Origin of the sequence: Neisseria subflava (assembly GCF_003044935.1) — a bacterium.
GTDB classification, from domain to species: domain Bacteria; phylum Pseudomonadota; class Gammaproteobacteria; order Burkholderiales; family Neisseriaceae; genus Neisseria; species Neisseria subflava_E.
In genome coordinates, this window is the sequence record NZ_POXP01000001.1 from 941,088 (window position 1) to 962,539 (window position 21,452).

Consider the following 21,452-nt stretch of genomic DNA (forward strand, 5'->3'; position numbering starts at 1 on the left):
CCGTCTGAAAGGCTTTATTCAATCTGCCGCTTCGTTTTCAGACGGCCCTTTTATTAAGCAGTAATAATGACAGGCTTGTCGGTGGACATGATGATACCGCCGCCCAAGCACACATCGCCGTCGTACAGTACCGCAGATTGGCCTGGGGTTACTGCCCACTGCGGCTCGTCAAAGACAAGCTCGATGGTTTCATCATCTAAATAACGCAACGTACAAGGCGCGTCAGCCATACGGTAGCGCGTTTTGCAGGTATAGCGGCCTTCTTTCGGGCGTTCGGGCAATGTGAAACTCAAATCGTTCATAATCAGGCTTTGCGTATAAAGCAAAGGATGGTCATGGCCTTGGACGACAATCAGTTCGTTTTTGGTCAAATCCTTGGCCGCAACAAACCATGGTTCGCCTGCGCCGCCGATACCCAAGCCTTTGCGTTGGCCCAACGTGTAAAACATCAAGCCGACGTGTTCGCCGACTACTTTGCCTTCAGGGGTAACCATTTTGCCATTATTGGTCGGCAGGTATTTTTGCAGAAATTCGCGGAACGGGCGTTCGCCGATAAAGCAAATGCCGGTACTGTCTTTTTTGGTTGCGGTCGGTAATTTGAATTCTTCGGCAAGACGGCGGACTTCAGGCTTCTCCAACTCGCCTAATGGAAAAATCGCGCGCTCGAGTTGGAAAGGCTTGAGGCGGTATAGGAAATAGCTTTGGTCTTTGTTTTGATCCAAGCCTTTGAGCAGGTAATGCACGCCGTTGCGAACTTCTTTTCGGGCATAGTGTCCGGTGGCAATGGTATCGGCGCCCTGCTCTATGGCATAGTCCAAAAAGCATTTGAATTTAATTTCGGCATTGCACAAGACATCCGGGTTTGGCGTGCGGCCTGCGCTGTATTCTTTGAGAAAATAGGCAAATACGTTGTCTTTATATTGCGCGGCAAAATTGACGATGTCGATGTCGATGCCGATGATATCGGCAACGGCAATGGCATCAAAGGAATCTTGTTTGATGCTGCAATATTCGTCGTTGTCGTCATCTTCCCAGTTCTGCATGAACACGCCGCTGATTTGATGGCCTTGCTGTTTGAGCAGGGCCGCGGTAACGGATGAATCGACGCCGCCGGAAAGGCCGACGATGATGTTTGCTGGTGTGTTGGTAGTATTCATGAGCGGAATGTGGGTTTCAAATGCATTTTTTAAAGCGTGATTTTAGCACATTTTGATTTGACGACAGAAAAGGCCGTCTGAAAGCCCAATGACTTTCAGACGGCCTTTATATGCAAATTCAAGCAATTAGTGCTGATGCGCGCCACCGTGAGCACCGTGGTCGTGACCGTGATCCATACCGGATTGTGGTGCGGTTTTTACTTCCAGCTCGACAGTTTGAGGTTTGGCGTTTTTGAATTTCAGGGTTACAGGCACTTTTTCGCCTTCTTTCAATTGTTTTTTCAGACCCATGAACATAACGTGGTAGCTGCCTGGTTTCAGCTCGGTTACGCCTTTTGCAGCCAAAGGCACGCCGCCTTTAACTTCGCGCATACGCATAACACCGTTGTCGTTAATATGGGTGTGTACTTCAACGCGTTCTGCAACAGGGCTGCTGCCGCCTACCAAGAAGTCTTGTTTGGCTTCATCGTTTTGGATTTTCATGAATGCGCCACCCATTTTCATACCTTCGACAGTAGCACGGGCCCAACCGTCTTCAATATGGATACCGGCTGCAGATACGGAAGTTGCCAAGCCTGCCAGAATCAGGGTTGCCATTAATTTTTTCATGTTTTGCTCCTTGTGTTTGCCAAATGGCTGGGATATACAGTCTTCATCTTACAACCAAAGGCCGTCTGAAAACTTTGATATAGATTAATTAATACTATCTAATCCTAACGAATTACCATATTACCACATTTTTAAGCAGTTAATGCAATAATCCAAACAATAAATAACATGAACAAAGCCATCAATTGCGCGGCCGAGCCGGCATCTTTGGCACGCTTGGCCAGCTCGTGTTTTTCAGTAGAAGTATGGTCAACGGCTGCTTCGACGGCGGTATTAAACAATTCGGTAATCAATGAAATAAACGATGCGACAACAAGCACCATTTTGGTGACCGGGCCGAAACCAAGGAACAAAGCCAAAAAAATTAAAATCAGGTTCAGCCAAAAAACTTGGCGAAATGCGCTTTCATAACGATACGCGGCAGCCAGTCCGTCTTTGGAATAACCAAACGCATTGATGATGCGCTTAATGCCGTTTTTACCTTTTTTTTCAGATGCGTAGGAAGATGGTTCCATCATATTCTCAACATAAAAAGGCCGTCTGAAAAGAAACGGTCGGGTCAATTTTCAGACGGCCTTTGGGTTTATTGTTTTGCCCAAGATGCTACGGCATCTGCAAACATGGCGGCAACGTCGAAATCTTTTTGCTTCATGATTTCTTGGAAGCCGGTCGGGCTGGTTACATTGACTTCGGTCAGGTTGCTGCCGATGACATCCAAACCGGCAAGCAAAATACCGCGACGCTTCAATTCAGGCGCAAGGGTTTCTGCAATCTCACGGTCGCGCTCGCTCAATTCCTGTGCCACGCCGCGGCCGCCGGCAGCCAAGTTGCCGCGCGTTTCGCCGTTTTGCGGAATACGCGCCAAAGCATACGGAACAACTTCCCCACCGATAATCAGAATGCGCTTGTCGCCATGTACGATTTCAGGAATATAACGTTGCGCCATGATGGTGCGTGAATCAAGCTGCATCAGGGTTTCCAAAATACTGCCGATATTGGGGTCGGATTCGGTTAGGCGGAAAATGCCCATACCGCCCATGCCGTCCAACGGTTTGATGATGATGTCGCCGTGTTCTTTCAAAAAGGCACGGACATCGGCGGAACGTGTGGTAACCAAAGTCGGCGCGGTAAACTGGCTGAAGTTCAAAATCGCCAATTTTTCATTGAAATCGCGCATTGCCTGCCCGCTGTTAAATACTTTTGCCCCCTGCTGCTCTGCCAACGTCAAAAACTGGGTCGCGTACAGATATTGCATATCAAACGGCGGATCAGTGCGCATAATGACCGCATCGAAGTCTTTCAAGGCCGTCTGAACTTTTACCTCTGCTTTAAACCATTCATGATCGTCATCGTTCTTCGCACCGACAAACTCAAATGCCGCTGCCTGAGCCACTACCCAGCCTTCACGGACGGACAATTCTCCACTCAAGGTATGAAAAAGCTGCCAACCGCGCTTTGCCATTTCACGCATCATGGCGTAAGTAGTGTCTTTATAGGTTTTAAAACTTGCCATCGGATCGGCGATAAACAGGACTTTCATCAAAATTTCCTTGTAAACAGACGATATAATCATACCTTGTATTCTGCCTGCCTGAAAAGGTGGCAAAATATAGTAAAGGCCGTCTGAATCCTATTTTCAGACGGCCTTGAGGCTTTTAGGCAGCTGCTAAATGCAAGAGTTCGGCGGCATGGCTGCGTGTGGTATCGGTAATGATTTCGCCACCCAGCATACGCGCGATTTCCTCAATGCGCTGATGATGGTTCAAGACGCTGATTTCGCTGACAGTTTGTTCGCCTTCGCTATGCTTGCGCACCTGCCAATGGTTTTCACCGCAAGAGGCGACTTGAGGAAGATGGGTTACCGCCAAGACTTGATGTTTTTTACCTAAGGCACGCAAAGCTTTACCGACCATTTCAGCAACGCCGCCACCAATACCGGTATCCACTTCGTCAAAAATCAATGTCGGCACTTGCGTGTATTGGCTGGCAACCACTTGCAAAGCCAAGCTGATACGCGCCAATTCGCCACCGGAAGCGACTTTGTTCAAAGGACGGGACGGATTGCCTTTATTCGCCGCTACCTGGAATTGCACCTGCTCCAGCCCATGTGCGGTCGGCGAAGACGGCAACAAGACGATGTCAAAACGTGCGCCCTTCATGGCTAAATGTTGCATATGCTCGGTTGTTTCTTCGCCCAAACGGCCGGCTGCCTGATGGCGCATGGCAGAGAGGATATGCGCGGCTTCATGGTATTCGGCAAGATTGCGTGCGACTGTATTTTCCAAGGCTTCCAAATCGGCAGCAGCGTGCAGGTTTTGCAGTCGTTCGTCGATTTCTGCCAGCTTTTTCGGCAACTCTTCCGGCTCAATGCGGTATTTCCGCGCCATGCTCATCAATTCGCCCATACGGCTTTCTTGTGCGGCCAATTCATTAGGATCGATGTCGCTGCGACCGGCCACATCACGCATATTGGCACTGATTTCACCCAACTCGGCCTCAATACTTGCCAACATATTCAGGCTTTCGGCAAAGCGCGGCTCAATGTTTTGCAGATTGCCCAGCAGTTTTTGGCATTGGTAGATTTGACGTTGGATGCCGTTGTCGCCGTCTATGCTTTCGCCCACCTGCTCAGCGGTTTGCAGCAACTCGGCCGAATGCGCCAGGCTGTCGTGGCTTTGGCTTAAGGTTTCCCATTCGTTGGGTTTGAGCTCCAATTGGTTTAATTCATTAAACTGCCATTCCAAACGCTCGCGCTCGATGGCCATGGTTTCTGCCTGCTCTTGCGCTTCTTGCAGTGCCTTTTTTGCATTGACCCAATTTTGATAAAGCTGTTTGACTGTTTCCGCCTGCTCTTTGCTGCTGGCAAATGCGTCCAACAACTCGCGTTGCGCGGATTCTTGATTCAACGAATGATGGGCATTTTGGCCGTGAATATCGATTAACTGCTCGCCGATGGCTTTCAGCTGCGCCAATGTTGCTGCCTGATTATTGATATAACTGCGGCTTTTACCCTTGGCATCGATAATACGGCGGATGCTGAGCTCTTCCGCATCTTCTTCCAAAAAGCCTTGCTCCTGCAGCTGCGCTTTCAGTTCAGGCAAACTACTGATATCGAACAAAGCCGACAACTGCGCTTCTTTGGCGCCGCTGCGCACTTGGCTGTAATCGGCTTTATCGCCCAATAACAGGCCAATCGCATCCAGAGTAATCGATTTGCCTGCGCCGGTCTCGCCCGTCAATACGGTAAAGCCGTTTTGAAAATCAAGATTCAGGTTTTCAACAATGACAAAATCACGCAAAGAAAGTGCCAACAGCATTGCAGTATTCCTTAGTAAATCACCCGCACCCATGCGGAATAGCTTTAGATAAACTGATTATAACTAAGATTTTTTATAGTTTGAATCAGATTTTTCTTATAATTTATCTAAGATATTTATTTTAAACAAATTATTTTTTAATCAGGCAATAAAAAGGCCGTCTGAATATTGCTACATGTTCAGACGGCCTAAATTTATTTTACTCTGCCAGCTCTACTTGTTCATGCCCCATCAATTCCTGCCCTACTCCTGCAAGCAGATTCAGATAACGCTCATACTGCTTGAGCATATCGGCAATCAATTCTTTTTGCGTCATATATTGCACATCGTATCCATCGCGCCCATCCGAAAAATACGTCAACGGTATGAACGTTGCCGCATATTTGAAATGAGGCAGGCTGTCTTCACGAATCAACTGGTCGGTAATTTCCCGCTTTACGGATTTAATCCCATAGACAAAATCCCTTACCGTCCCTTTATGCACCACCAGCTCCACCGACGGCTCATCCTGTTGCAACAGGCAACGGATTTCTACGTCCATATTGTATTTTTCGGTCAATTCGTTTTTCAATTCCTGCATTGCCGGAAGCGCCGTATTTTTCATAAATTTGATGATATCGACTTCCTGCGTCTGATTCATCATTTGGCCAAGGCGTTCCCTCCAATGATCGCCCGACCAGAAAATACTGCTCGGATTGACGGCGGTTGCAAAATAGTTGGCATCGTTGTTCAGGGCTTTCCACAAAGAAACCATCATAAAAATCATCAACACCGCAAACGGCAGAGACGCAATCAGGGTCATAGTTTGCAAAATAGGCAAACCGCCGGCACCCAACAACACAATAGCCACAGCCGAAATCAACACACCCCACATAACCGATTGCCACTTAGGCGAAGCCAGCCCTTTATCGCGCGAAGCAATATTGTTCAGCACATAAATGCCCGAGTCGGCAGAAGTGATAAAAAACAGCGCAATCACCAGCAATGCCACCAAGCTGCTGACGACCGGCCATGGCAAATAATTCAAAAAGGCAAACAACAGTTTTTCAGGCTCGTTGGTCAAGGCAGACAAGGCGCCGTTTGCCACATGCGTGTCCAGCCACAGGGCCGAATTGCCAAATACGGTAAACCACAAAATACTCATCAGGCTAGGCACTGCCAATACGCCAAAAATAAATTCGCGGATGGTCCTGCCTCGTGAGATTCGGGCAATGAACAAACCGACAAAAGGCGACCATGAACACCACCAAGCCCAATACAACACCGTCCAGCCGGTAAACCATTTTGTATGCTCAGGCTCGTAGGTATATGACTTAAAGCTGAACGAAACGAAGTTACTCAGATAAGTGCCCAAATTGTCGCTGAATGCGAAAATCAAATACGTCGTCGGCATACTCAACAAGACAAACAACAGCAATGACAGTGCCAATACCAAGTTGGTTTCACTCAAAATTTTGACGCCTTTGCCCACGCCCGAAGTTGCGGAAAATATGGCAATCGCCATCACAACAACGATAATGCCGACCTGCAAGACATAGCTGTTGTCCTGCACCCAGCCCATCTTCAACAAACCGGAACCCATTTGTGCCGCGCCAAATCCCAAGGTTGTGATAATACCGAACAAAGTCGCAATCAAAGCCATCACATCGATGGCATCGCCCATTTTGCCGTTGATTTTGTCTTTTAAAATCGGATAAAAGCAGGAGCGCAACGCCAGCGGCAATTTATAGCGGAAACCGAAATACGCCAAGGCAAGCGCAATGATTCCGTAGATTGCCCAGGCATGAATCCCCCAGTGGAACACCGTATGCAGAATCGCCTCTTGCGCATTGCCTTTGGCAATCGGGGAAGAGAAATGCGATAAAGGCTCGGCCACCCCGAAAAACATTAAGCCCACGCCCATACCGGCCGCAAACAGCATGGCCAGCCATGATAAAAACGAAAACTCAGGTTCGTCCTCGTTTGTACCCAGCCTGATACTGCCGAAGCTGCTGATGGGAAGCGCCAATAAGAAAATAAGGAATACAGAGAAAGTCAGAATGTAAAACCAACTGACATTTTGAAAAATAAACTGCTTCATGGCATTTAACAAAGCCTCAGTATTTTGAGGCCAAACCAAAGCAGCTGACAAAAGCAAAAGGACGAAGAAAAGCGTAATACCGACCACGCTTGGGTTGAAAGAAGATTTGTTTTGAATGAATTGTTTGAATTTCATATCGGTTCCGTAGTTGATACAGCGCATATTTGAAGAACAAACGGGCTGCCGATTGATAAAGAGGGAAACGTTTCCGTATGCCTTCTCAAACTATTACAGAATGAGAGATATTTATTCTAATAATTTTTAAATTATATCATAAAATCAATAAGTTATTAAAATAGATGAAAATTATATTTAAAATCATGATGTTATACAACAATAAAGGCCGTCTGAAACATAATTATTTCAGACGGCCTTTACATTCAAATCAGTTAATCAGCCTGCTTCCTGATTCAACTTCTTCAGCCTCCTCATCGCCTGTCGGCGGCGTTTCCATCAAATCAGGCAACACCAGCTCGCCCAATTCAGTCAGCGGCGGCAATTCTTCCAAACTTTCCAAACGCAAATCGCTTAAGAATGTTGCCGTTGTTGCCCACAATGCCGGACGGCCGACAGAATCACGGTGGCCGATGACTTCAATCCATCCTCTATCCTGCAAGGTTTGCATCACATTTTGCGACACCGCCACGCCGCGTATGCCTTCGATATCGCCACGCGTGACCGGTTGCTGATAGGCAATAATCGCCAGCGTTTCCATCACGGCGCGGGAATAACGCGGCGCGCGCTGCTCTTGCAGGCTGCCCAGTCGTTCAAACGCGGCTTGGGCGATTTGGAAGCGCCAGCCCTCATGGGTATGCACCAGTTGCAAAGCCCTGCCCTGCCAACGGGCCTTCAGTTGCGCCAACACATCAATCAACTTGTCTTGCGACAACGGCGGCACGCACAATTCGCGCATGGCTTTTTCGTTTAAGGGTTCGACTTGCGTCAACAGCGCCGCTTCAATCAGCGCATCGGGAGAAAGTTTTTCAGTCATAATAAAATCAATGTTCAGACGGCATAAACAGCAAAAGGCCGTCCTGAAAGACAATATGGTCAACGGTTTGTTACGCGCTCAAATGCACTTTCAGTTTTTCTTCGTCCAAAAACCAATGGCAAATTTCGGTATCGCCATCCAGCAAGACAGGTACCAGCTCATTGTACTTTTCTTCTAAAACCGGATCGGCATCGACATCAACAATATCCAGCTCAAATCCAAACTGCTCCTGATAAGGCTTTAATTGTTCGCGCATTTTGTGGCACAGGCTGCAATATTCCCGAAACATCAAGGTCAGTTTCATGGCGGTTACTCTCGGAGGGACAAAAGCGGCCATTGTATAGCAAAATACCGCCAAACCATACAGGCATGACAAAGGCCGTCTGAACAGGCGCGAAACGAAATCAAGGATTTCTGTCACGCCTTCAGACGGCCTTTGTGTGTATTCTAAAATTAAGACTGAACGTTAATACCGGCAGTCACGGTATTTTGGGCACTGCTTGCAGTCAAAAACGATGCAGCCAATTCGCCGCAGCAACCGCAACAAGTCGCCACGCCCAATTGAGCCTGCAAATCGCTCATAGTGGTTGCACCGGCGGCAATAGTCTCTTTGATGTCGTGGTCAGTAATGGCGTTGCAGATGCAGACAAACATGATGTGCTCCAATAATTTTGTTACCCTCTGTAATTGAGAGTAGGATTTATTCTTGAACGTAAATATAAATAAAAACGGTTTGCATTGCAATATTGGCACCGTCCTTTTGTTTTGAAATTTTTCTATGTAAATTTGTATTTTGATTGTTATTTTATAAATAGTAAACTTTATAACCGTTCAGACGGCCACGATAACAAAAGGCGGCATCTTCGAAATGCCGCCTCTATTCATGAACGGGAATGGTGTTCATCGACCATGTTTTTCAAACGAATATTGGCAACATGGGTATAAATCTGCGTGGTGTTGATATCGGAATGTCCCAACATCATCTGGACCGAACGCAAATCGACGCCGTGATTGACCAAATGCGTGGCAAAAGCATGGCGCAAACCGTGCGGACTGAGCAAAGCAATACCGGCCGCTTCGGCATATTCTTTGACTATCATCCATGCAAGCTGACGGCTGATGCCGCTGCGTTTCTGGCTGACAAACACTTCGTCGCAGATTTTGTTTTTTAGCAACAACGGGCGCGATTCGTTGCAATAGCGTTCCACCCAATATGCCGCTTCCTGTCCCAACGGAACCAGACGCAATTTGTCGCCCTTGCCTATGGTACGGATACTGCCGCGATGTAAATCGATATCGCTGAGCGTCAATTTGACGGCTTCGGTCACGCGCAAACCTGTTGCATACATGACTTCAAGCAAGGCTTTGTCGCGCAGCCCGTGCGGCGTTTCCACATCCGGCGCAGCCAGCAGCGCGTCGATTTGGGCTTCGGTAATCAGCGTGGGCAGTTTGCGTTCCGATTTCGGCGCCTTGAGAAAACGGGTGGGATTGTCTGCTCTTTGTCCCGTTTCCTCCAACCAGCCGTACATACGCTTGCAAGCCGACAATGCCCGCGCTTGGGACGTGCTTTTTTCCCCCTCCGCATACACGGCATCAGACAGGGCAAATTCATCAGCACTCAACCAATCCTGCCCGCACTCGGCCAAACGCGCTGCGATTTTAACCAAATCACGGCGGTAACTTTGCAGCGTATTGTGGCTGAGCCGGTCTTGCAGCCAAAGGGATTCAAGCAGCTTGTCTATTAAATCGTCCATACTCATCAAACTGTATTGAAAGGCCGTCTGAACGGCATAACTTTACATCCGTTCAGACGGCCTTAGGTTTTCAAAGCCCTATTTAAGAGGCTTGAGAGATTGTATCCAAAACTTCCTGCGCGTGTCCGGCCACTTTGACTTTGCGCCACTCATGGGCAATTTCGCCGTTTTCGTCCAACACAAACGTGCTGCGCTCAATGCCGAGGGATTCTTTGCCGTAAAGCTTTTTCAGCTTGATCACGTCAAACAGTTTGCAAACAGTTTCTTCTTTGTCGCTCAACAATTCAAACTGGAAGCCTTGTTTAGTGCAGAAATTCTGATGCGATTTGACACCGTCGCGCGAAATGCCGACAACGGTATAGCCCAATGCTTTGAATTGCTCCAATCGGGCATTGAAATCCAAGCCTTCGGTGGTACAGCCGGGAGTACTGTCTTTAGGATAAAAATAGACAACCAACGGCAAATGTTCGGCGGAGTTAAAATCGCTGCCGGAAGAAGATGGGAGTGTGAATTGATATTTTGACATATTATTCCTTTCAGACGGCCTAAACCTAGCCTTCGTTTATTTTTCGCTTAAATTCAAATAACTGCGCGTACCTTGAAAATCTTCCAATGCGCGCAACAAAAGCTGGAAGTGGTCGTCATTGCCGGCCAAATCCAACTCATCAGCATTGACGGTCAGCAAAGGCGCGCTTTGATACAAATGGAAGAAATGACTGTATTCGTCATGCACCCGTCCCAAATAGCCTTCAGGAAACAAGCTGATAATGCCTTCGTGACGTTTTTGCAGGCGTTTGCGGTTGTTTTCGACGGCGGTTTGCAGATAAATCACCACATCGGGTTCCGCGTATTGCGGCAAAATACGTTGCTTCATATCGGCAAAAAGCTGTTGCTCGTCATCATTCAAAACGATGGGCGTAAAAATACGGTCTTTTTCCAATAAAAAGTCAGCCACAACCATTCCGCCTTGTGCGCATTGGTCTTCAATAATATTCACGCTTTCAGCGCGGCGCGTCAGGAAGAAAAGTTCGGCAGCCAAGCCATTATTGGAAACATTGCTGTAAAATTTCATGAGAAACGGATTGTGATCCGGATTCTCCGACAACAGCAACGCACTGAAATGCTCTGCCAAGCGGCGGCTCAAAGCAGTCTTGCCACTACCGATGGCGCCTTCGACAACAATATAACGAGGATTCATAGTAACTCTTTGTAATGTGTTTCCCAACAATATTTTATAGCAAAAAAGGCGTGTCCAACACGCCCTTTCTTGTTTTAGTCCGTTTTTCAGACAGCCCTTATTCTTTCAACAGGCGAATACCCTGCCCGCCCAAAGCCTGAGCCAACTCAGCCGCACAGCCATGCTCGCCCAACTCGAAATCCGGAAGGATTTCAACCAACGGCAACATAACGAAACTGCGCTCATGCGCGCGCGGATGCGGCAAGGTTAAATGAGGGTCATCGCTGCGAATACCATCAAAATCGATAATGTCCAAATCCAAAGTGCGCGGCGCATTACGGAAGGTACGTTCGCGCCCAAATTCGGCCTCGATGCGGTTTAACTCTGCCAACAACGCTACGCCGTCCAATGAAGTTTTCACGGTACAAACGGCGTTCACAAAATCGGGCTGATCGTCATAGCCGACCGGCGCAGTCAGATATAGGGAAGATGTTTTTTCGAGCCGGATATGCGGATGCGCGGCCAATTCGGCCAAAGCAGCGCGAACCTGTTCGGTAGGATTGGCGAGATTGCTGCCCAAAGCGATAACGGCAAAATGCGGATACATTTCAGACGGCCTCTTTTAAAACGGCAGCGTTTTGGTTTTGGCAAGGAAAACAATCGTGGCAACACACGACATGGCCAAAACGTAGACGATATAGAATTTCGGCGAACGCGGACGCGAACGCATCATAATCATGCCCAACACAATATAAACCAGCAACAGCAAGATTTTCATGCCGAGCCACGGTGCATTGAACGGCGAAAAATGGGTAATCTTCATCAGCCACAAACCGGTAAACAGCAACATAGTGTCGTTCAAATGCGGCATGGCTTTCCAAATGCCAGCCAACGGCTTCTCAGGATGACGCCAGAGCAGGAAAAAACGGATGTTGAACAACAGGATGGTAATGGCAACGAAAATCTGATGGCTGTATTTTACAAACAGATATTGCATGGCAGTTTCTTATGTTAAGGGTTGAAAAACAAAGCAGCTATTTTACCGCAAACATCTATTTCTGACGCAACTTTTCAATCGCCAGCAGATAGGGAGGCGCATTGCGGCGGTTGACAAAGCCATAGCGCAACACGGCAAATGCTTCCTGCGGCAAAGTTTCCGCCCATTGCACAATCGCCTCAGCCTCTATTCGGCCGGCTTCATGTCCCGGATACAATACCGCTACGGCAAGCCCGCCCTCTTTCAGCAAACCCAAAGTATCCGTCAACGCACGGATACTGCTTACCGCTTCAGTTGTACAATTTTTATCGCCACCCGGCAGCCAACCGAAATTAAATACCGCGGCATCTAAAGGCTCGTCGAGATAAGATAAAAGGTTTTCATGGCCGTCATGTATCAGGGCTACCCGACCATCTACGCCGTTTTCTTTCAGACGGCCTTGAGTCTGCGCCAGTGCTTTAGATTGCACATCAAACGCCCACACCCTACCCGTTTCGCCAACCAATTGCGCCAACAGCAAAGTATCATGCCCGTTTCCGGCCGTTGCATCCAAAGCGCGGCTGCCTGCTTTTAAGGCTTGTCTTAACAGGGAGTGGGCAAAGGGAAGAATGTTTTCAAGCATCATGATAAAGGTCGTCTGAAAATAAAAATACCCTACCGCAAAAGCGGTAAGGTATTGAAAAACAGGAATGCGTTACATCATTTATTCGGCAGGTTGTTGCACAGTCTCAACTTGAACCGGAGCAGCTGCGGCAGCGGCTTGAGGTTGTTTGTTTTCGTGTTGCAGGCTGACTGCGCGTGCAGGAACGATTGTTGAGATAGCGTGTTTGTAAACCATTTGAGTGACGGAAGTATTACGCAGCAGAACAACGTACTGGTCGAACGATTCCACTTGACCTTGCAGCTTGATGCCGTTTACCAAGTAGATCGAAACCGGAACGTGCTCTTTACGCAACGCATTCAAAAAAGGATCTTGTAACATTTGTCCTTTAGCTGTCATATTCTTGAGCTCCATTATTATGATTGTAAAGACGCCAAAATCAGCGTTTGATGGGATTGTAGCCCCGAATAGGATAAATTACCAACTATTTTTTTCTATCACACCGTTTAGGAATCCAGCAATAAGGGAACTTCCCATCAAACCGACTGTTTCATTTCCATATTCACAACAATTCCAAATTCAAATTTGATGTTTTTTAAATTCAGCAAATCTTATCGAAAATATGCCATGAAGCTCTAATGAGCTGTTTTTTATTATAAAAAGGCCGTCTGAAATTGTTCAGACGGCCTTTGTGCTTATTTGCTGAATTGTTTTTTCACGCTGACTTTGGTTTTCTTCTTGAAGCGGTTTTTCTCTTCCTTGCGGCCTTCGCGTTTCTCAATACGGTTGCTCAGGCTGACACGGCGCAGCGGTTTTTTCTTCGGTTTGTCTTCCGCATTTTCATACGGGTTTTCCGAAACATTGTATTGAATTCTGAGCGGCGTACCTTGCAGATTGAAGGCTTTGCGGAACGTTTGGGTCAAATAGCGCGTGTAGCTGTCAGAAATGGCGTGCAGCGAATTGCCGTGTACCACAATTACCGGCGGATTCATGCCGCCCTGGTGGGCATAACGCATTTTCGGACGCACCAAACCAGCACGCGGAGGCTGTTGACGCTCGATCGCGCTTTGCAATACGCGCGTGATTTTCGGTGTCGGCATCTTAATCATTGCCGCGTTGTAGGCAGCCTGAATGCTTTCAAACAAACCGTCTATACCGCGCTCTTTCAATGCAGAAATAAAGTGAAACTTAGCAAAATCAAGGAAATACAGTTTGCGGTTGATATCGCGTTTCACTTGCTCGCGACGCTCTTCGCTGATGCCGTCCCATTTATTGACCGCCACCACCAAAGCACGGCCTGCTTCCAAAGCAAAACCTGCAATCGTCGCATCTTGATCGGCAATATCTTGTTGCGCGTCCAATACCAAAACAGCAACGTTTGCCGCTTCAACCGCCTGCATGGCTTTGATAACGGAGAACTTTTCCACTGCTTCATCCACTTTGCCGCGACGGCGCACACCTGCGGTATCGATGATGGTAAACGGCTTGCCTTCACGTTCAAAATCGATATGAATACTGTCGCGCGTCGTACCTGCCATATCGAAAGCAATCACGCGTTCCTCGCCGAGAATAGCATTTACCAAGGTCGATTTACCGACATTTGGACGGCCGATTACAGCAAAAACAGGATGTTTCGCTTCTTCCTCTTCCTTTTCAGGCTCAGGGAAGGTTTCCAAAATATCTTCAATCAGATAATACACGCCATCGCCGTGCGCACCTGAAATAACATAAGGGTCGCCCAAAGCAAGTTCGTAGAACTCGGCTGCAAGTACAGCCCTATTGCCGCCCTCGCCTTTATTCACGGCCAAATAAATAGGACGCGGGCTTTGGCGCAAACGGTCGGCAATAATTTTATCTTGCGGCGTCAAACCGGTGCGGCCGTCCACCAAAAACACCACTGCATCGGCTTCATCGACAGCCTGCAAGGTTTGTTTTGCCATTTCGTGCAAAATGCCGCTGTCCACAACCGGCTCAAAACCGCCGGTATCGATGACCAAATAAGGTTTGCTGCCGACTTTGCCATGACCATAATGTCGGTCACGCGTCAGGCCGGGCAGGTCATGCACGAGCGCATCTTTGGTACGCGTCAAACGGTTGAATAAAGTAGATTTGCCGACATTGGGGCGGCCGACAAGCGCGATGGTTGGTTTCATGATTGAGTCTTTCTGTGTCAAGTGCCGCCTAAAAACGGGAGCGGAACACAAGCAGGTGTTTTAAAAACACGGTTGATAAGGATAAGTGTAGGCCGTCTGAAAAGTCATTGCAACTTCAGACGGCCTTGATTTCAAACAAACTTATTTCAAGCTGTCGATTTTCATTTGCAGCAATTCGCGGCCTACTGCGGTTTGCGGCATTTTGCTCAAAGCAGCTTCGTAACTTTGTACGGCTTCTTTGGTTTTATTTTGGGCAACGTAAACATCGCCTTTAGTTTCCAGCATCAAAGGCTCGAAATCAGCCTCAACCTGAGTATTCAGGGCATTGATGGCGGCATCGTACTTTTTCTGCTGCAACAGGACAACGCCCAAACGCTGAGCTGCCAAAGCTTGAACCAGCGGTGCGTTTTGGTTTTTCAGTACCCAATTCAAATGACCTTCCGCCACATCATAACGGCCGGCATCAAACTCGGTTGCCGCCACCATCAACGTAGCTTGGGCTGTCGAAATAGAATCAGGATAGTTTTTTTGCAATTCGGCCAAATCGGCGTTGATGGCTTTAGGGTCGGTTTTTTGCTGCGCCTTTTCCACCATTTGCGCCAATACTGCGGCGGCTTCCTGATCTTTTGAAGCTTTTTGGCCTTGGTAAATGGTGTAACCCAAATACCCCAAAGCCGCCACAATCAGCAAGGCAAAGATCCAACGGCCAGTGCGTTTCCAAAAATATTTAAAGTTGTCTAACTCTTGTTGTTCTTCCAAATGGGCTGCCATTTATGCGTTCTTCCATTGTTGTAAAGTGTCTGTCAAATCAGCGGCGGCAACGGTTTGTTGTTCGTGTTTGCCCTGCATATCTTTCAGGGTAACCGTACCGTTTGCCAGCTCATCCTGAGCCACAATCAGAGCAAAGCGTGCGCCACTGTTGTCTGCTTTTTTCATTTGCGCTTTCAGGCTCTGATAGCCGGAATGCTGCATCACATTGAAGCCTTGAGCGCGTAAGGCTTGTGCGTATTTCATCACCTGCAAGTCCGCACCTTCGCCTTGGTGCATTGCATAGACATCAGGCGCAGCGTTCACTTCCAATGAGCCGTATTCGCTCACCAAAAGCAGCAGGCGCTCAATACCCATCGCAAAGCCGATAGACGGCGCAGGTTTGCCGCCAAGCTCTTCAATCAAACCATCGTAACGGCCGCCGCCGCACACAGTCGCCTGCGCGCCGAGTTTGTCGGTCGTCCACTCAAAAACCGTCTGATTGTAGTAATCCAAACCGCGGACCAAGCGCGGATTTTCAATATACTGAATACCCAAACCGTCCAACATCGCCTTGAAGCGTGCATAGTGGTTTTGCGAAGCCTCGCCCAAATAATCCGCCAGACGCGGCGCCGCGTTGCAGATTTCCTGCAAATCAGGGTTTTTCGTATCCAAAACGCGCAAAGGATTGGTTTTCAGACGGCGTTTGCTGTCTTCGTCCAATTTATCTTCATAACGGGTCAGATATTCAACTAATGCCGCACGGTGTGCCGCGCGTTCCTCACGGTTGCCCAAGCTGTTGATTTCCAAAGTCAGGTATTCGCGAATACCCAATTTTTCCCACAAGTCGGCAGACATCGCGATGATTTCCGCATCAATATCCGGCCCTTCAAAACCCAAAGCCTCGATACCAACCTGATGGAACTGACGATAACGGCCTTTTTGCGGACGCTCGCGGCGGAACATTGGCCCCATATACCACAGCTTTTGCGGGCTGTTGTACAGAAGGTTGTGTTCGACCACCGCACGCAAACAAGAAGCCGTACCTTCAGGACGCAGGCTCAAACTCAAAGAATCGTTTGAATCGGAGAAGGTGTACATTTCCTTGCCGACCACATCGGTTTCCTCGCCAATGGAGCGGACAAACAAACCGGTTTGCTCGACAATCGGCGTACGGATTTGCTGATAGCCGTAAGCGCGTGTCCAACGGCCGACCGCATCTTCAAACGCCTGCCAAAACGCAGCCGTCAGTTTGAAATCTTTTTGTTCGACAGGTAAAAGGTCGTTCATACCTTTTACAGATTGAATTTTTTGTGCCATTTCAATATGGGATGAGCGAAAATCAAATAGTTGGGCATTATAGCTGATTTTTAAGGGTTTGTGAGTTTGGGAACAAATCAAAAGGCCGTCTGAAAGTTTCAGACAGCCTTTGATCGATTAACGCTTTTATTTATCCCACCTACTAACCGCGGCCCATCCGCATCACAGGCGCATCAACCTGCCGCGCCTGCTCTTCCGCCAAGCGCGCCATTTCCTGCTCGCGTTCCTGCGTAGCATAAACCTTGTCTACGTTTTGCCGCAAACCGCGTCCGACATTAGAATCCAGCATGCTATCCAAAGCGGCATACCTTTTGTTATCGTCATCTGACAGCAAGGCTGCAAAACCGTATTCGCGGAATTCGTTGGCAGAAGCGTTTTTGACTAAGGGTTTGCTGATGTCGGGTTTGCCTGCGTCGGCATAGGCCTCCTTCCCTGCATCGGGACGTGTGCCGTCGTTCTGCATCATAAACATCCTGTTGTCGAACAGGGATTTCGGCGGCGGTACACTGTTGATGATTTCTTGGATTTTTTCCGCTTGTTCATCTTTTTGCCTATGCGGATGGTTACTGAGGATACGGACTTTTTCTGCCAGCGGTGCAGCGCCGAAAGCGGCAAGCGAAATGGCTGCTTTACTTACCGCTACATCGCCTCGATAATCCTGAATCATGTTTTTATTCGATTCAGCGAGTTGAAGTGCCTGGTTAAAATTGCGTTCGGAGAGGATGGAGTTTTTGCCCACGAAGTTGTCGGAAGAATGAACTTTAATAGAACGGGCCGCTACGCTGACGGCTTTATAGGCTCTGGTATTGCTTTGATTGTTGTAACCGAATTTTTGCAACAGCGCGATGTCGTCTTGTCCAGCCAATACGATGACCTTGCCGTAATGGGCGGAGGCGGCGGAAACCGTATCCGCAGCTTTTACATAGTTGGTTACCGTGCTGCCGCCTTTGGGAACGCCGTGCATTCCGACCGCGCCGTAGCCGTTGAAGGTTGCGCCTTCATGCCCGAAACGGTGGGCTTGGATTTCGACATGTGCGCCGCCGAGGGAATGTCCGACGTGGGTGATTTTTGGGATGGGAATTCGAGGATCGTTTCGATGTATGTCATTAGCTAACTTTATCGCCTCACGGGTCAGCTTTTCCGCATCGGCAGTCTGAAGATTTGCCCAACTGGTTACCATCGCAAGGTCGATGATACCATCCGTAACGCTGGCCGTTCCTCGGTGGGCAACGACAATTTCATTGGTTCGGACATCTTGGTACACTGTTCCTTGATAACCTGTTACAGGGTTGTTGCGGACGGCTAGAACTTTATAATAGTTTCCTCCAATAAGAATAGGTTTGTCATTAGGTTTTGTAACGGGACGAGTATTATAGGCATCTGCGGCAAGATCGGCCTGCTGCTGTCTAGTAATATTACTCATGATTGAATTTCCTCAAGGGTTACAGTTATGGTAAACATTTCTTTATGTTCTTCGGCACTATACAGTTCAGGAGAGGTAATACCGAAATTGACAAAATCCGGAGAAATGGAACCATCTTCCCGTGTAAAATAAGGATATGACCATTTCCAATAATATTTGGTTAATGTTTTTTTCTCTATCAAATCATTGAAAATATTTCCAAAACTAAATCTAGTCTCTGATGGCTCTCCTGTTGCTTTAAAACCCAAGCCGAATCCCTCTATCTGCCAATGGCAGACACCTTCATTAAAGTAATTTTCATCCTGCATTGCATCAGTATAGACAATGGCTTCGTATTCAAACTCCGCTAGCTGGCGAACTTCAATTTCCAAATCTTTTTCCGGATTGGCAGCCACTCCTTCAATGCGATTAATAATATACGAGCAATTTCTTGCTCCATAACCTACACTCATACTCCCCATCAACTTCAACGGTCCGGGTGCATCGTTAATTTTGATTTTAAGGCGGTATGCCTGTTTAGGATGGGGATTTAGCTGGAATCTTGCTTCGGTTTGTTCCTGAATACTCATGCTTTTCTCCGAGCTGCCGCAGGCATTCAGGCTAAGGACTGAAAATACGGCAGCGGTCATTAATGCGTTCATCGGTTTCATCGGTTTCCCCTTCTTGGACTGGCAAAAGGTCGTCTGAAAAACAGGTTTCAGACGGCCTTAATTATAGCAGAAGTGATGTATAAGCGGATTTACTGGCATACAAACGGTAGTTTCCACATTGTACAAGCACTTATGTTCGATAGACCATATAAACATTAGACATAAATGACGATCTGCCGCACTTTCTCAATCCGAAACACCATCTGAAAAAATCCTAAAAACCGAGTACAATCCGCCGCATGAAAAAACGTACCAATCCCCTACCCCTTTTAGACGGTGTCAAACCCAGCTACTTGGTTTTGCCGCATGAAAAGCAGTTTTACGGCTTGCCGCTGCTGCATTTTTTATGCGCTCATTTTCCCTTTGTCGGCGAAGAAAACTGGCGGCGGCGGCTGAACAGTGGTTTTGTGGTGGGCGCGGATGGCGTACCGTTTGATGAGAATACTTTGTTCGAACCCGGCAAGACGATGTTTTATTACCGTGAAACCAGCCGTGAGAGCGAGCCGCGTATTCCGTTTGAAGAAAAGATTTTACATATTGATGAGCATTTGATTGTGGTGGACAAACCGCATTTTCTGCCCGTCATCCCCAGCGGCAGGTTTTTGCGGGAAACCCTGCTCACACGCCTGCGTTTGCGGCCTGAATTGCAGCATTTGAATGTTGAAGACATTACGCCGATTCATCGCTTGGATAAAGATACAGCAGGCGTTATGCTGCTTTCGCTCAACCCTGCCACGCGTCGCGATTATCAGACCATGTTCCAAGAAAAAACCGTCCGAAAAACCTATGAAGCGGTGGCGCCGACGAGGACGGATTTGGACTATCCGCTGCATATTTCGTCACGAATGGAACGCGGCGAAAAATTCTTTCTCACGCGGGAAACGGAAGGCGAACCCAACGCCCACACAACCATCGAGCTTATCGAAAACCGCGGCGCATTCAGCCTCTACCGCCTCACGCCGCATACAGGAAAGAAACACCAGCTCCGCGTGCATATGATGAGTTTGAACATGCCGTTGATGAACGATGCGCTTTACCCTACCCCATTGGCGGCCGGCGAGGAAGACTACGACAAACCTTTAAAACTTTTGGCCAAAAGAATAGAGTTTACTGATCCTGTCAGCAGAGAAATCCGCGTATTTGAAAGCGGCTTTACGCTTTAAGTTATCCAATCCAATAAAAAAGGCCGTCTGAAATTTTTCAGACGGCCTTTTTGTCACAGAATCATTTGATTAGTGATGAATGCAGCTGCACTCTTTATTCATATCAATCACCATACGGCCGGTAATTTTACCTTCGCGCATTTCTTGGAAGATGGCAGGCGCTTCATCCAAAGCACGCAACTCGACTTTAGGCACAACCAAACCTTCTGCGCCGAATTGGAATGCTTCCTCCAAATCTTTGCGGGTACCGACCAAAGAGCCGACCACTTCGATGCCGTCCAATACCAAGCGAGGGATAGACAAATCCATAGACTCAGGTGGCAAGCCAACTGCAACGACACGACCGCCTGCGCGGACGCAGTTAACACCTGAATTGAAGGCAGCAGCGGATACGGCTGTTACAACGGCTGCGTGTGCGCCACCGGTTTTCTCTTGGATGACTTGAGCCGCATCTTCTTTGGCAGCATTGATCACCAAATCCGCACCGGTTTCTTTGGCAAAAGCCAGTTTGTCGTCATTAACATCAATGGCAACAACGTGCGCGCCAAACACTTTTTTCGCGTATTGAACCGCCAAGTTGCCCAAACCGCCTGCGCCGTAAATCGCAATCCATTGGCCCGGACGGACGCCGGAAACTTTAATGGCTTTATAAGTAGTTACGCCGGCACAAGTGATACTGGAAGCTTGCGCAGGATCCAAGCCTTCAGGAACTTTGACCGCATAATCGGCACTCACGATACAGTGGGTCGCCATGCCGCCGTCGGCAGTATAGCCTGCGTTCAATACAGAGCGGCACAAGGTTTCGCGGCCGGTATTACAGTATTCGCAAGAACCGCAGCTTTGGAACAGCCATGCGATGCTGACACGGTCGCCGACTTTCAGATTTTTCACACCGTCGGCAACTTCTTTAACCAAACCGATGCCTTCGTGTCCCAATACGCGACCCGGTTTGTCGCCGTAATCGCCTGCCGCAACGTGCAAGTCGGTGTGGCACACGCCGCAATACTCGACTTCCACCAACGCCTCACCGTATTCCAGCGGACGCAGTTCGCGTTCAACAACTTCTACATCACCTGCTACATCTTTATTTACTACCACAGCATGCATTTTCATGAGAGAGTCTCCTAGGGTGTTGAAAAACTGTTTAGCTATGAATGAGAATACTCCCCATACCCTAAGCCGTCAACCCATAATCTTTTTCAAAACAACGAGTTATGATGTTATACCATAACAAATCCTATTCAGGCCGCCTGAATCTTTAAATATATTAACAAATGCACTTTCATTTCAATCAAATCCTTAATTTTTCAGAC

Annotated in this window: 23 protein-coding genes; 1 reads left to right on the forward strand and 22 read right to left on the reverse strand. The window is 48.0% G+C overall.

The features are described from left to right. Positions 1 to 53: 53 nt before the first annotated feature. The 21 genes from mnmA to DBY95_RS04660 form a co-directional block, all read right to left on the reverse strand. Positions 54 to 1,157 carry a tRNA 2-thiouridine(34) synthase MnmA gene (gene mnmA / locus DBY95_RS04560; protein ID WP_107723525.1) on the reverse strand — a complete coding sequence of 368 codons (1,104 nt, stop codon included), beginning with the start codon at positions 1,155 to 1,157 and terminating at the stop codon, positions 54 to 56. A gap of 126 nt (positions 1,158 to 1,283) precedes the next feature. Continuing rightward, the gene (locus DBY95_RS04565) at positions 1,284 to 1,766 is read right to left on the reverse strand and encodes a copper chaperone PCu(A)C (protein ID WP_049348010.1); all 483 of its coding nucleotides are present in this window, start codon (positions 1,764 to 1,766) and stop codon (positions 1,284 to 1,286) included. Between the two features lie 131 nt (positions 1,767 to 1,897). Beyond that, positions 1,898 to 2,281 carry a diacylglycerol kinase gene (locus DBY95_RS04570; protein ID WP_107723526.1) on the reverse strand — a complete coding sequence of 128 codons (384 nt, stop codon included), beginning with the start codon at positions 2,279 to 2,281 and terminating at the stop codon, positions 1,898 to 1,900. Positions 2,282 to 2,349: 68 nt separating this feature from the next. Continuing rightward, on the reverse strand, positions 2,350 to 3,306 hold the full coding sequence (gshB, locus tag DBY95_RS04575) for a glutathione synthase (RefSeq protein WP_107723527.1): 957 nt from the start codon (positions 3,304 to 3,306) through the stop codon (positions 2,350 to 2,352). A 115-nt stretch (positions 3,307 to 3,421) separates the two neighbouring features. Further along, positions 3,422 to 5,083: a DNA repair protein RecN gene (gene recN / locus DBY95_RS04580; RefSeq protein ID WP_107723528.1), complete on the reverse strand. Its 1,662-nt coding sequence runs from the start codon at positions 5,081 to 5,083 to the stop codon at positions 3,422 to 3,424. Positions 5,084 to 5,282: 199 nt separating this feature from the next. After that, complete coding sequence (locus tag DBY95_RS04585) at positions 5,283 to 7,298, reverse strand: BCCT family transporter (RefSeq protein ID WP_107723529.1); 2,016 nt, start codon at positions 7,296 to 7,298, stop codon at positions 5,283 to 5,285. Positions 7,299 to 7,548: 250 nt separating this feature from the next. Continuing rightward, complete coding sequence (gene scpB / locus DBY95_RS04590) at positions 7,549 to 8,154, reverse strand: SMC-Scp complex subunit ScpB (protein WP_107723530.1); 606 nt, start codon at positions 8,152 to 8,154, stop codon at positions 7,549 to 7,551. A gap of 70 nt (positions 8,155 to 8,224) precedes the next feature. Then, positions 8,225 to 8,458, reverse strand: coding sequence for a glutaredoxin family protein (locus tag DBY95_RS04595; protein ID WP_107723673.1), 234 nt, complete (start codon positions 8,456 to 8,458; stop codon positions 8,225 to 8,227). Positions 8,459 to 8,607: 149 nt separating this feature from the next. Next, positions 8,608 to 8,808, reverse strand: coding sequence for a (2Fe-2S)-binding protein (locus tag DBY95_RS04600; RefSeq protein WP_003681978.1), 201 nt, complete (start codon positions 8,806 to 8,808; stop codon positions 8,608 to 8,610). A 227-nt stretch (positions 8,809 to 9,035) separates the two neighbouring features. Then, positions 9,036 to 9,914 (reverse strand): site-specific tyrosine recombinase XerD, encoded by an 879-nt coding sequence (gene xerD, locus DBY95_RS04605; protein ID WP_107723531.1) that lies wholly within the window; start codon positions 9,912 to 9,914, stop codon positions 9,036 to 9,038. 76 nt (positions 9,915 to 9,990) lie between these two features. Further along, positions 9,991 to 10,434: a peroxiredoxin gene (locus DBY95_RS04610; RefSeq protein WP_004519440.1), complete on the reverse strand. Its 444-nt coding sequence runs from the start codon at positions 10,432 to 10,434 to the stop codon at positions 9,991 to 9,993. 36 nt (positions 10,435 to 10,470) lie between these two features. Then, entirely contained in the window at positions 10,471 to 11,106 is a 636-nt protein-coding gene (locus DBY95_RS04615) for a deoxynucleoside kinase (RefSeq protein ID WP_107723532.1), read from the reverse strand. Between the two features lie 97 nt (positions 11,107 to 11,203). Then, positions 11,204 to 11,692, reverse strand: coding sequence for a 2-amino-4-hydroxy-6-hydroxymethyldihydropteridine diphosphokinase (folK, locus tag DBY95_RS04620; RefSeq protein ID WP_107723533.1), 489 nt, complete (start codon positions 11,690 to 11,692; stop codon positions 11,204 to 11,206). Between the two features lie 15 nt (positions 11,693 to 11,707). Then, the gene (locus DBY95_RS04625; RefSeq protein ID WP_003681989.1) at positions 11,708 to 12,082 is read right to left on the reverse strand and encodes a SirB2 family protein; all 375 of its coding nucleotides are present in this window, start codon (positions 12,080 to 12,082) and stop codon (positions 11,708 to 11,710) included. A gap of 55 nt (positions 12,083 to 12,137) precedes the next feature. Continuing rightward, a complete protein-coding gene (locus tag DBY95_RS04630; RefSeq protein WP_107723534.1) occupies positions 12,138 to 12,707 on the reverse strand; it encodes a tRNA (mnm(5)s(2)U34)-methyltransferase in 570 nt (189 codons plus the stop codon). Between the two features lie 78 nt (positions 12,708 to 12,785). Next, positions 12,786 to 13,082 (reverse strand): RNA chaperone Hfq, encoded by a 297-nt coding sequence (hfq, locus tag DBY95_RS04635; protein WP_036493792.1) that lies wholly within the window; start codon positions 13,080 to 13,082, stop codon positions 12,786 to 12,788. Positions 13,083 to 13,378: 296 nt separating this feature from the next. Beyond that, positions 13,379 to 14,836 carry a ribosome biogenesis GTPase Der gene (gene der, locus DBY95_RS04640; protein ID WP_070765104.1) on the reverse strand — a complete coding sequence of 486 codons (1,458 nt, stop codon included), beginning with the start codon at positions 14,834 to 14,836 and terminating at the stop codon, positions 13,379 to 13,381. Between the two features lie 141 nt (positions 14,837 to 14,977). Next, entirely contained in the window at positions 14,978 to 15,607 is a 630-nt protein-coding gene (locus DBY95_RS04645) for a YfgM family protein (protein ID WP_004519433.1), read from the reverse strand. After that, positions 15,608 to 16,903 (reverse strand): histidine--tRNA ligase, encoded by a 1,296-nt coding sequence (hisS, locus tag DBY95_RS04650; protein ID WP_107723535.1) that lies wholly within the window; start codon positions 16,901 to 16,903, stop codon positions 15,608 to 15,610. It abuts the gene before it with no gap. 142 nt (positions 16,904 to 17,045) lie between these two features. Next, on the reverse strand, positions 17,046 to 18,326 hold the full coding sequence (locus DBY95_RS04655) for a lipase (RefSeq protein WP_107723536.1): 1,281 nt from the start codon (positions 18,324 to 18,326) through the stop codon (positions 17,046 to 17,048). Further along, entirely contained in the window at positions 18,323 to 18,976 is a 654-nt protein-coding gene (locus tag DBY95_RS04660) for a hypothetical protein (protein ID WP_107723537.1), read from the reverse strand. Before DBY95_RS04660 ends, DBY95_RS04655 begins: the two co-directional genes overlap by 4 nt. Before the next feature lie 239 nt (positions 18,977 to 19,215). On the opposite strand from DBY95_RS04660, the gene DBY95_RS04665 reads away from it, so the two are divergent. Continuing rightward, the gene (locus DBY95_RS04665; protein ID WP_107723538.1) at positions 19,216 to 20,139 is read left to right on the forward strand and encodes a pseudouridine synthase; all 924 of its coding nucleotides are present in this window, start codon (positions 19,216 to 19,218) and stop codon (positions 20,137 to 20,139) included. Between the two features lie 69 nt (positions 20,140 to 20,208). Here DBY95_RS04665 and adhP read toward each other — a convergent pair whose 3' ends face one another. Further along, positions 20,209 to 21,252, reverse strand: coding sequence for an alcohol dehydrogenase AdhP (adhP, locus tag DBY95_RS04670; protein WP_003681279.1), 1,044 nt, complete (start codon positions 21,250 to 21,252; stop codon positions 20,209 to 20,211). Between the last annotated feature and the right edge of the window lie 200 nt (positions 21,253 to 21,452).

What these genes read in the sequence shown, in the direction of transcription:
- mnmA (WP_107723525.1), bottom strand. Translation starts at nt 1,157, where the DNA reads ATGAATACTACCAACACACCAGCAAACATCATCGTCGGCCTTTCCGGC.
- DBY95_RS04565 (WP_049348010.1), bottom strand. Translation starts at nt 1,766, where the DNA reads ATGAAAAAATTAATGGCAACCCTGATTCTGGCAGGCTTGGCAACTTCC.
- DBY95_RS04570 (WP_107723526.1), bottom strand. Translation starts at nt 2,281, where the DNA reads ATGGAACCATCTTCCTACGCATCTGAAAAAAAAGGTAAAAACGGCATT.
- gshB (WP_107723527.1), bottom strand. Translation starts at nt 3,306, where the DNA reads ATGAAAGTCCTGTTTATCGCCGATCCGATGGCAAGTTTTAAAACCTAT.
- recN (WP_107723528.1), bottom strand. Translation starts at nt 5,083, where the DNA reads ATGCTGTTGGCACTTTCTTTGCGTGATTTTGTCATTGTTGAAAACCTG.
- DBY95_RS04585 (WP_107723529.1), bottom strand. Translation starts at nt 7,298, where the DNA reads ATGAAATTCAAACAATTCATTCAAAACAAATCTTCTTTCAACCCAAGC.
- scpB (WP_107723530.1), bottom strand. Translation starts at nt 8,154, where the DNA reads ATGACTGAAAAACTTTCTCCCGATGCGCTGATTGAAGCGGCGCTGTTG.
- DBY95_RS04595 (WP_107723673.1), bottom strand. Translation starts at nt 8,458, where the DNA reads ATGAAACTGACCTTGATGTTTCGGGAATATTGCAGCCTGTGCCACAAA.
- DBY95_RS04600 (WP_003681978.1), bottom strand. Translation starts at nt 8,808, where the DNA reads ATGTTTGTCTGCATCTGCAACGCCATTACTGACCACGACATCAAAGAG.
- xerD (WP_107723531.1), bottom strand. Translation starts at nt 9,914, where the DNA reads ATGAGTATGGACGATTTAATAGACAAGCTGCTTGAATCCCTTTGGCTG.
- DBY95_RS04610 (WP_004519440.1), bottom strand. Translation starts at nt 10,434, where the DNA reads ATGTCAAAATATCAATTCACACTCCCATCTTCTTCCGGCAGCGATTTT.
- DBY95_RS04615 (WP_107723532.1), bottom strand. Translation starts at nt 11,106, where the DNA reads ATGAATCCTCGTTATATTGTTGTCGAAGGCGCCATCGGTAGTGGCAAG.
- folK (WP_107723533.1), bottom strand. Translation starts at nt 11,692, where the DNA reads ATGTATCCGCATTTTGCCGTTATCGCTTTGGGCAGCAATCTCGCCAAT.
- DBY95_RS04625 (WP_003681989.1), bottom strand. Translation starts at nt 12,082, where the DNA reads ATGCAATATCTGTTTGTAAAATACAGCCATCAGATTTTCGTTGCCATT.
- DBY95_RS04630 (WP_107723534.1), bottom strand. Translation starts at nt 12,707, where the DNA reads ATGATGCTTGAAAACATTCTTCCCTTTGCCCACTCCCTGTTAAGACAA.
- hfq (WP_036493792.1), bottom strand. Translation starts at nt 13,082, where the DNA reads ATGACAGCTAAAGGACAAATGTTACAAGATCCTTTTTTGAATGCGTTG.
- der (WP_070765104.1), bottom strand. Translation starts at nt 14,836, where the DNA reads ATGAAACCAACCATCGCGCTTGTCGGCCGCCCCAATGTCGGCAAATCT.
- DBY95_RS04645 (WP_004519433.1), bottom strand. Translation starts at nt 15,607, where the DNA reads ATGGCAGCCCATTTGGAAGAACAACAAGAGTTAGACAACTTTAAATAT.
- hisS (WP_107723535.1), bottom strand. Translation starts at nt 16,903, where the DNA reads ATGGCACAAAAAATTCAATCTGTAAAAGGTATGAACGACCTTTTACCT.
- DBY95_RS04655 (WP_107723536.1), bottom strand. Translation starts at nt 18,326, where the DNA reads ATGAGTAATATTACTAGACAGCAGCAGGCCGATCTTGCCGCAGATGCC.
- DBY95_RS04660 (WP_107723537.1), bottom strand. Translation starts at nt 18,976, where the DNA reads ATGAAACCGATGAACGCATTAATGACCGCTGCCGTATTTTCAGTCCTT.
- DBY95_RS04665 (WP_107723538.1), top strand. Translation starts at nt 19,216, where the DNA reads ATGAAAAAACGTACCAATCCCCTACCCCTTTTAGACGGTGTCAAACCC.
- adhP (WP_003681279.1), bottom strand. Translation starts at nt 21,252, where the DNA reads ATGAAAATGCATGCTGTGGTAGTAAATAAAGATGTAGCAGGTGATGTA.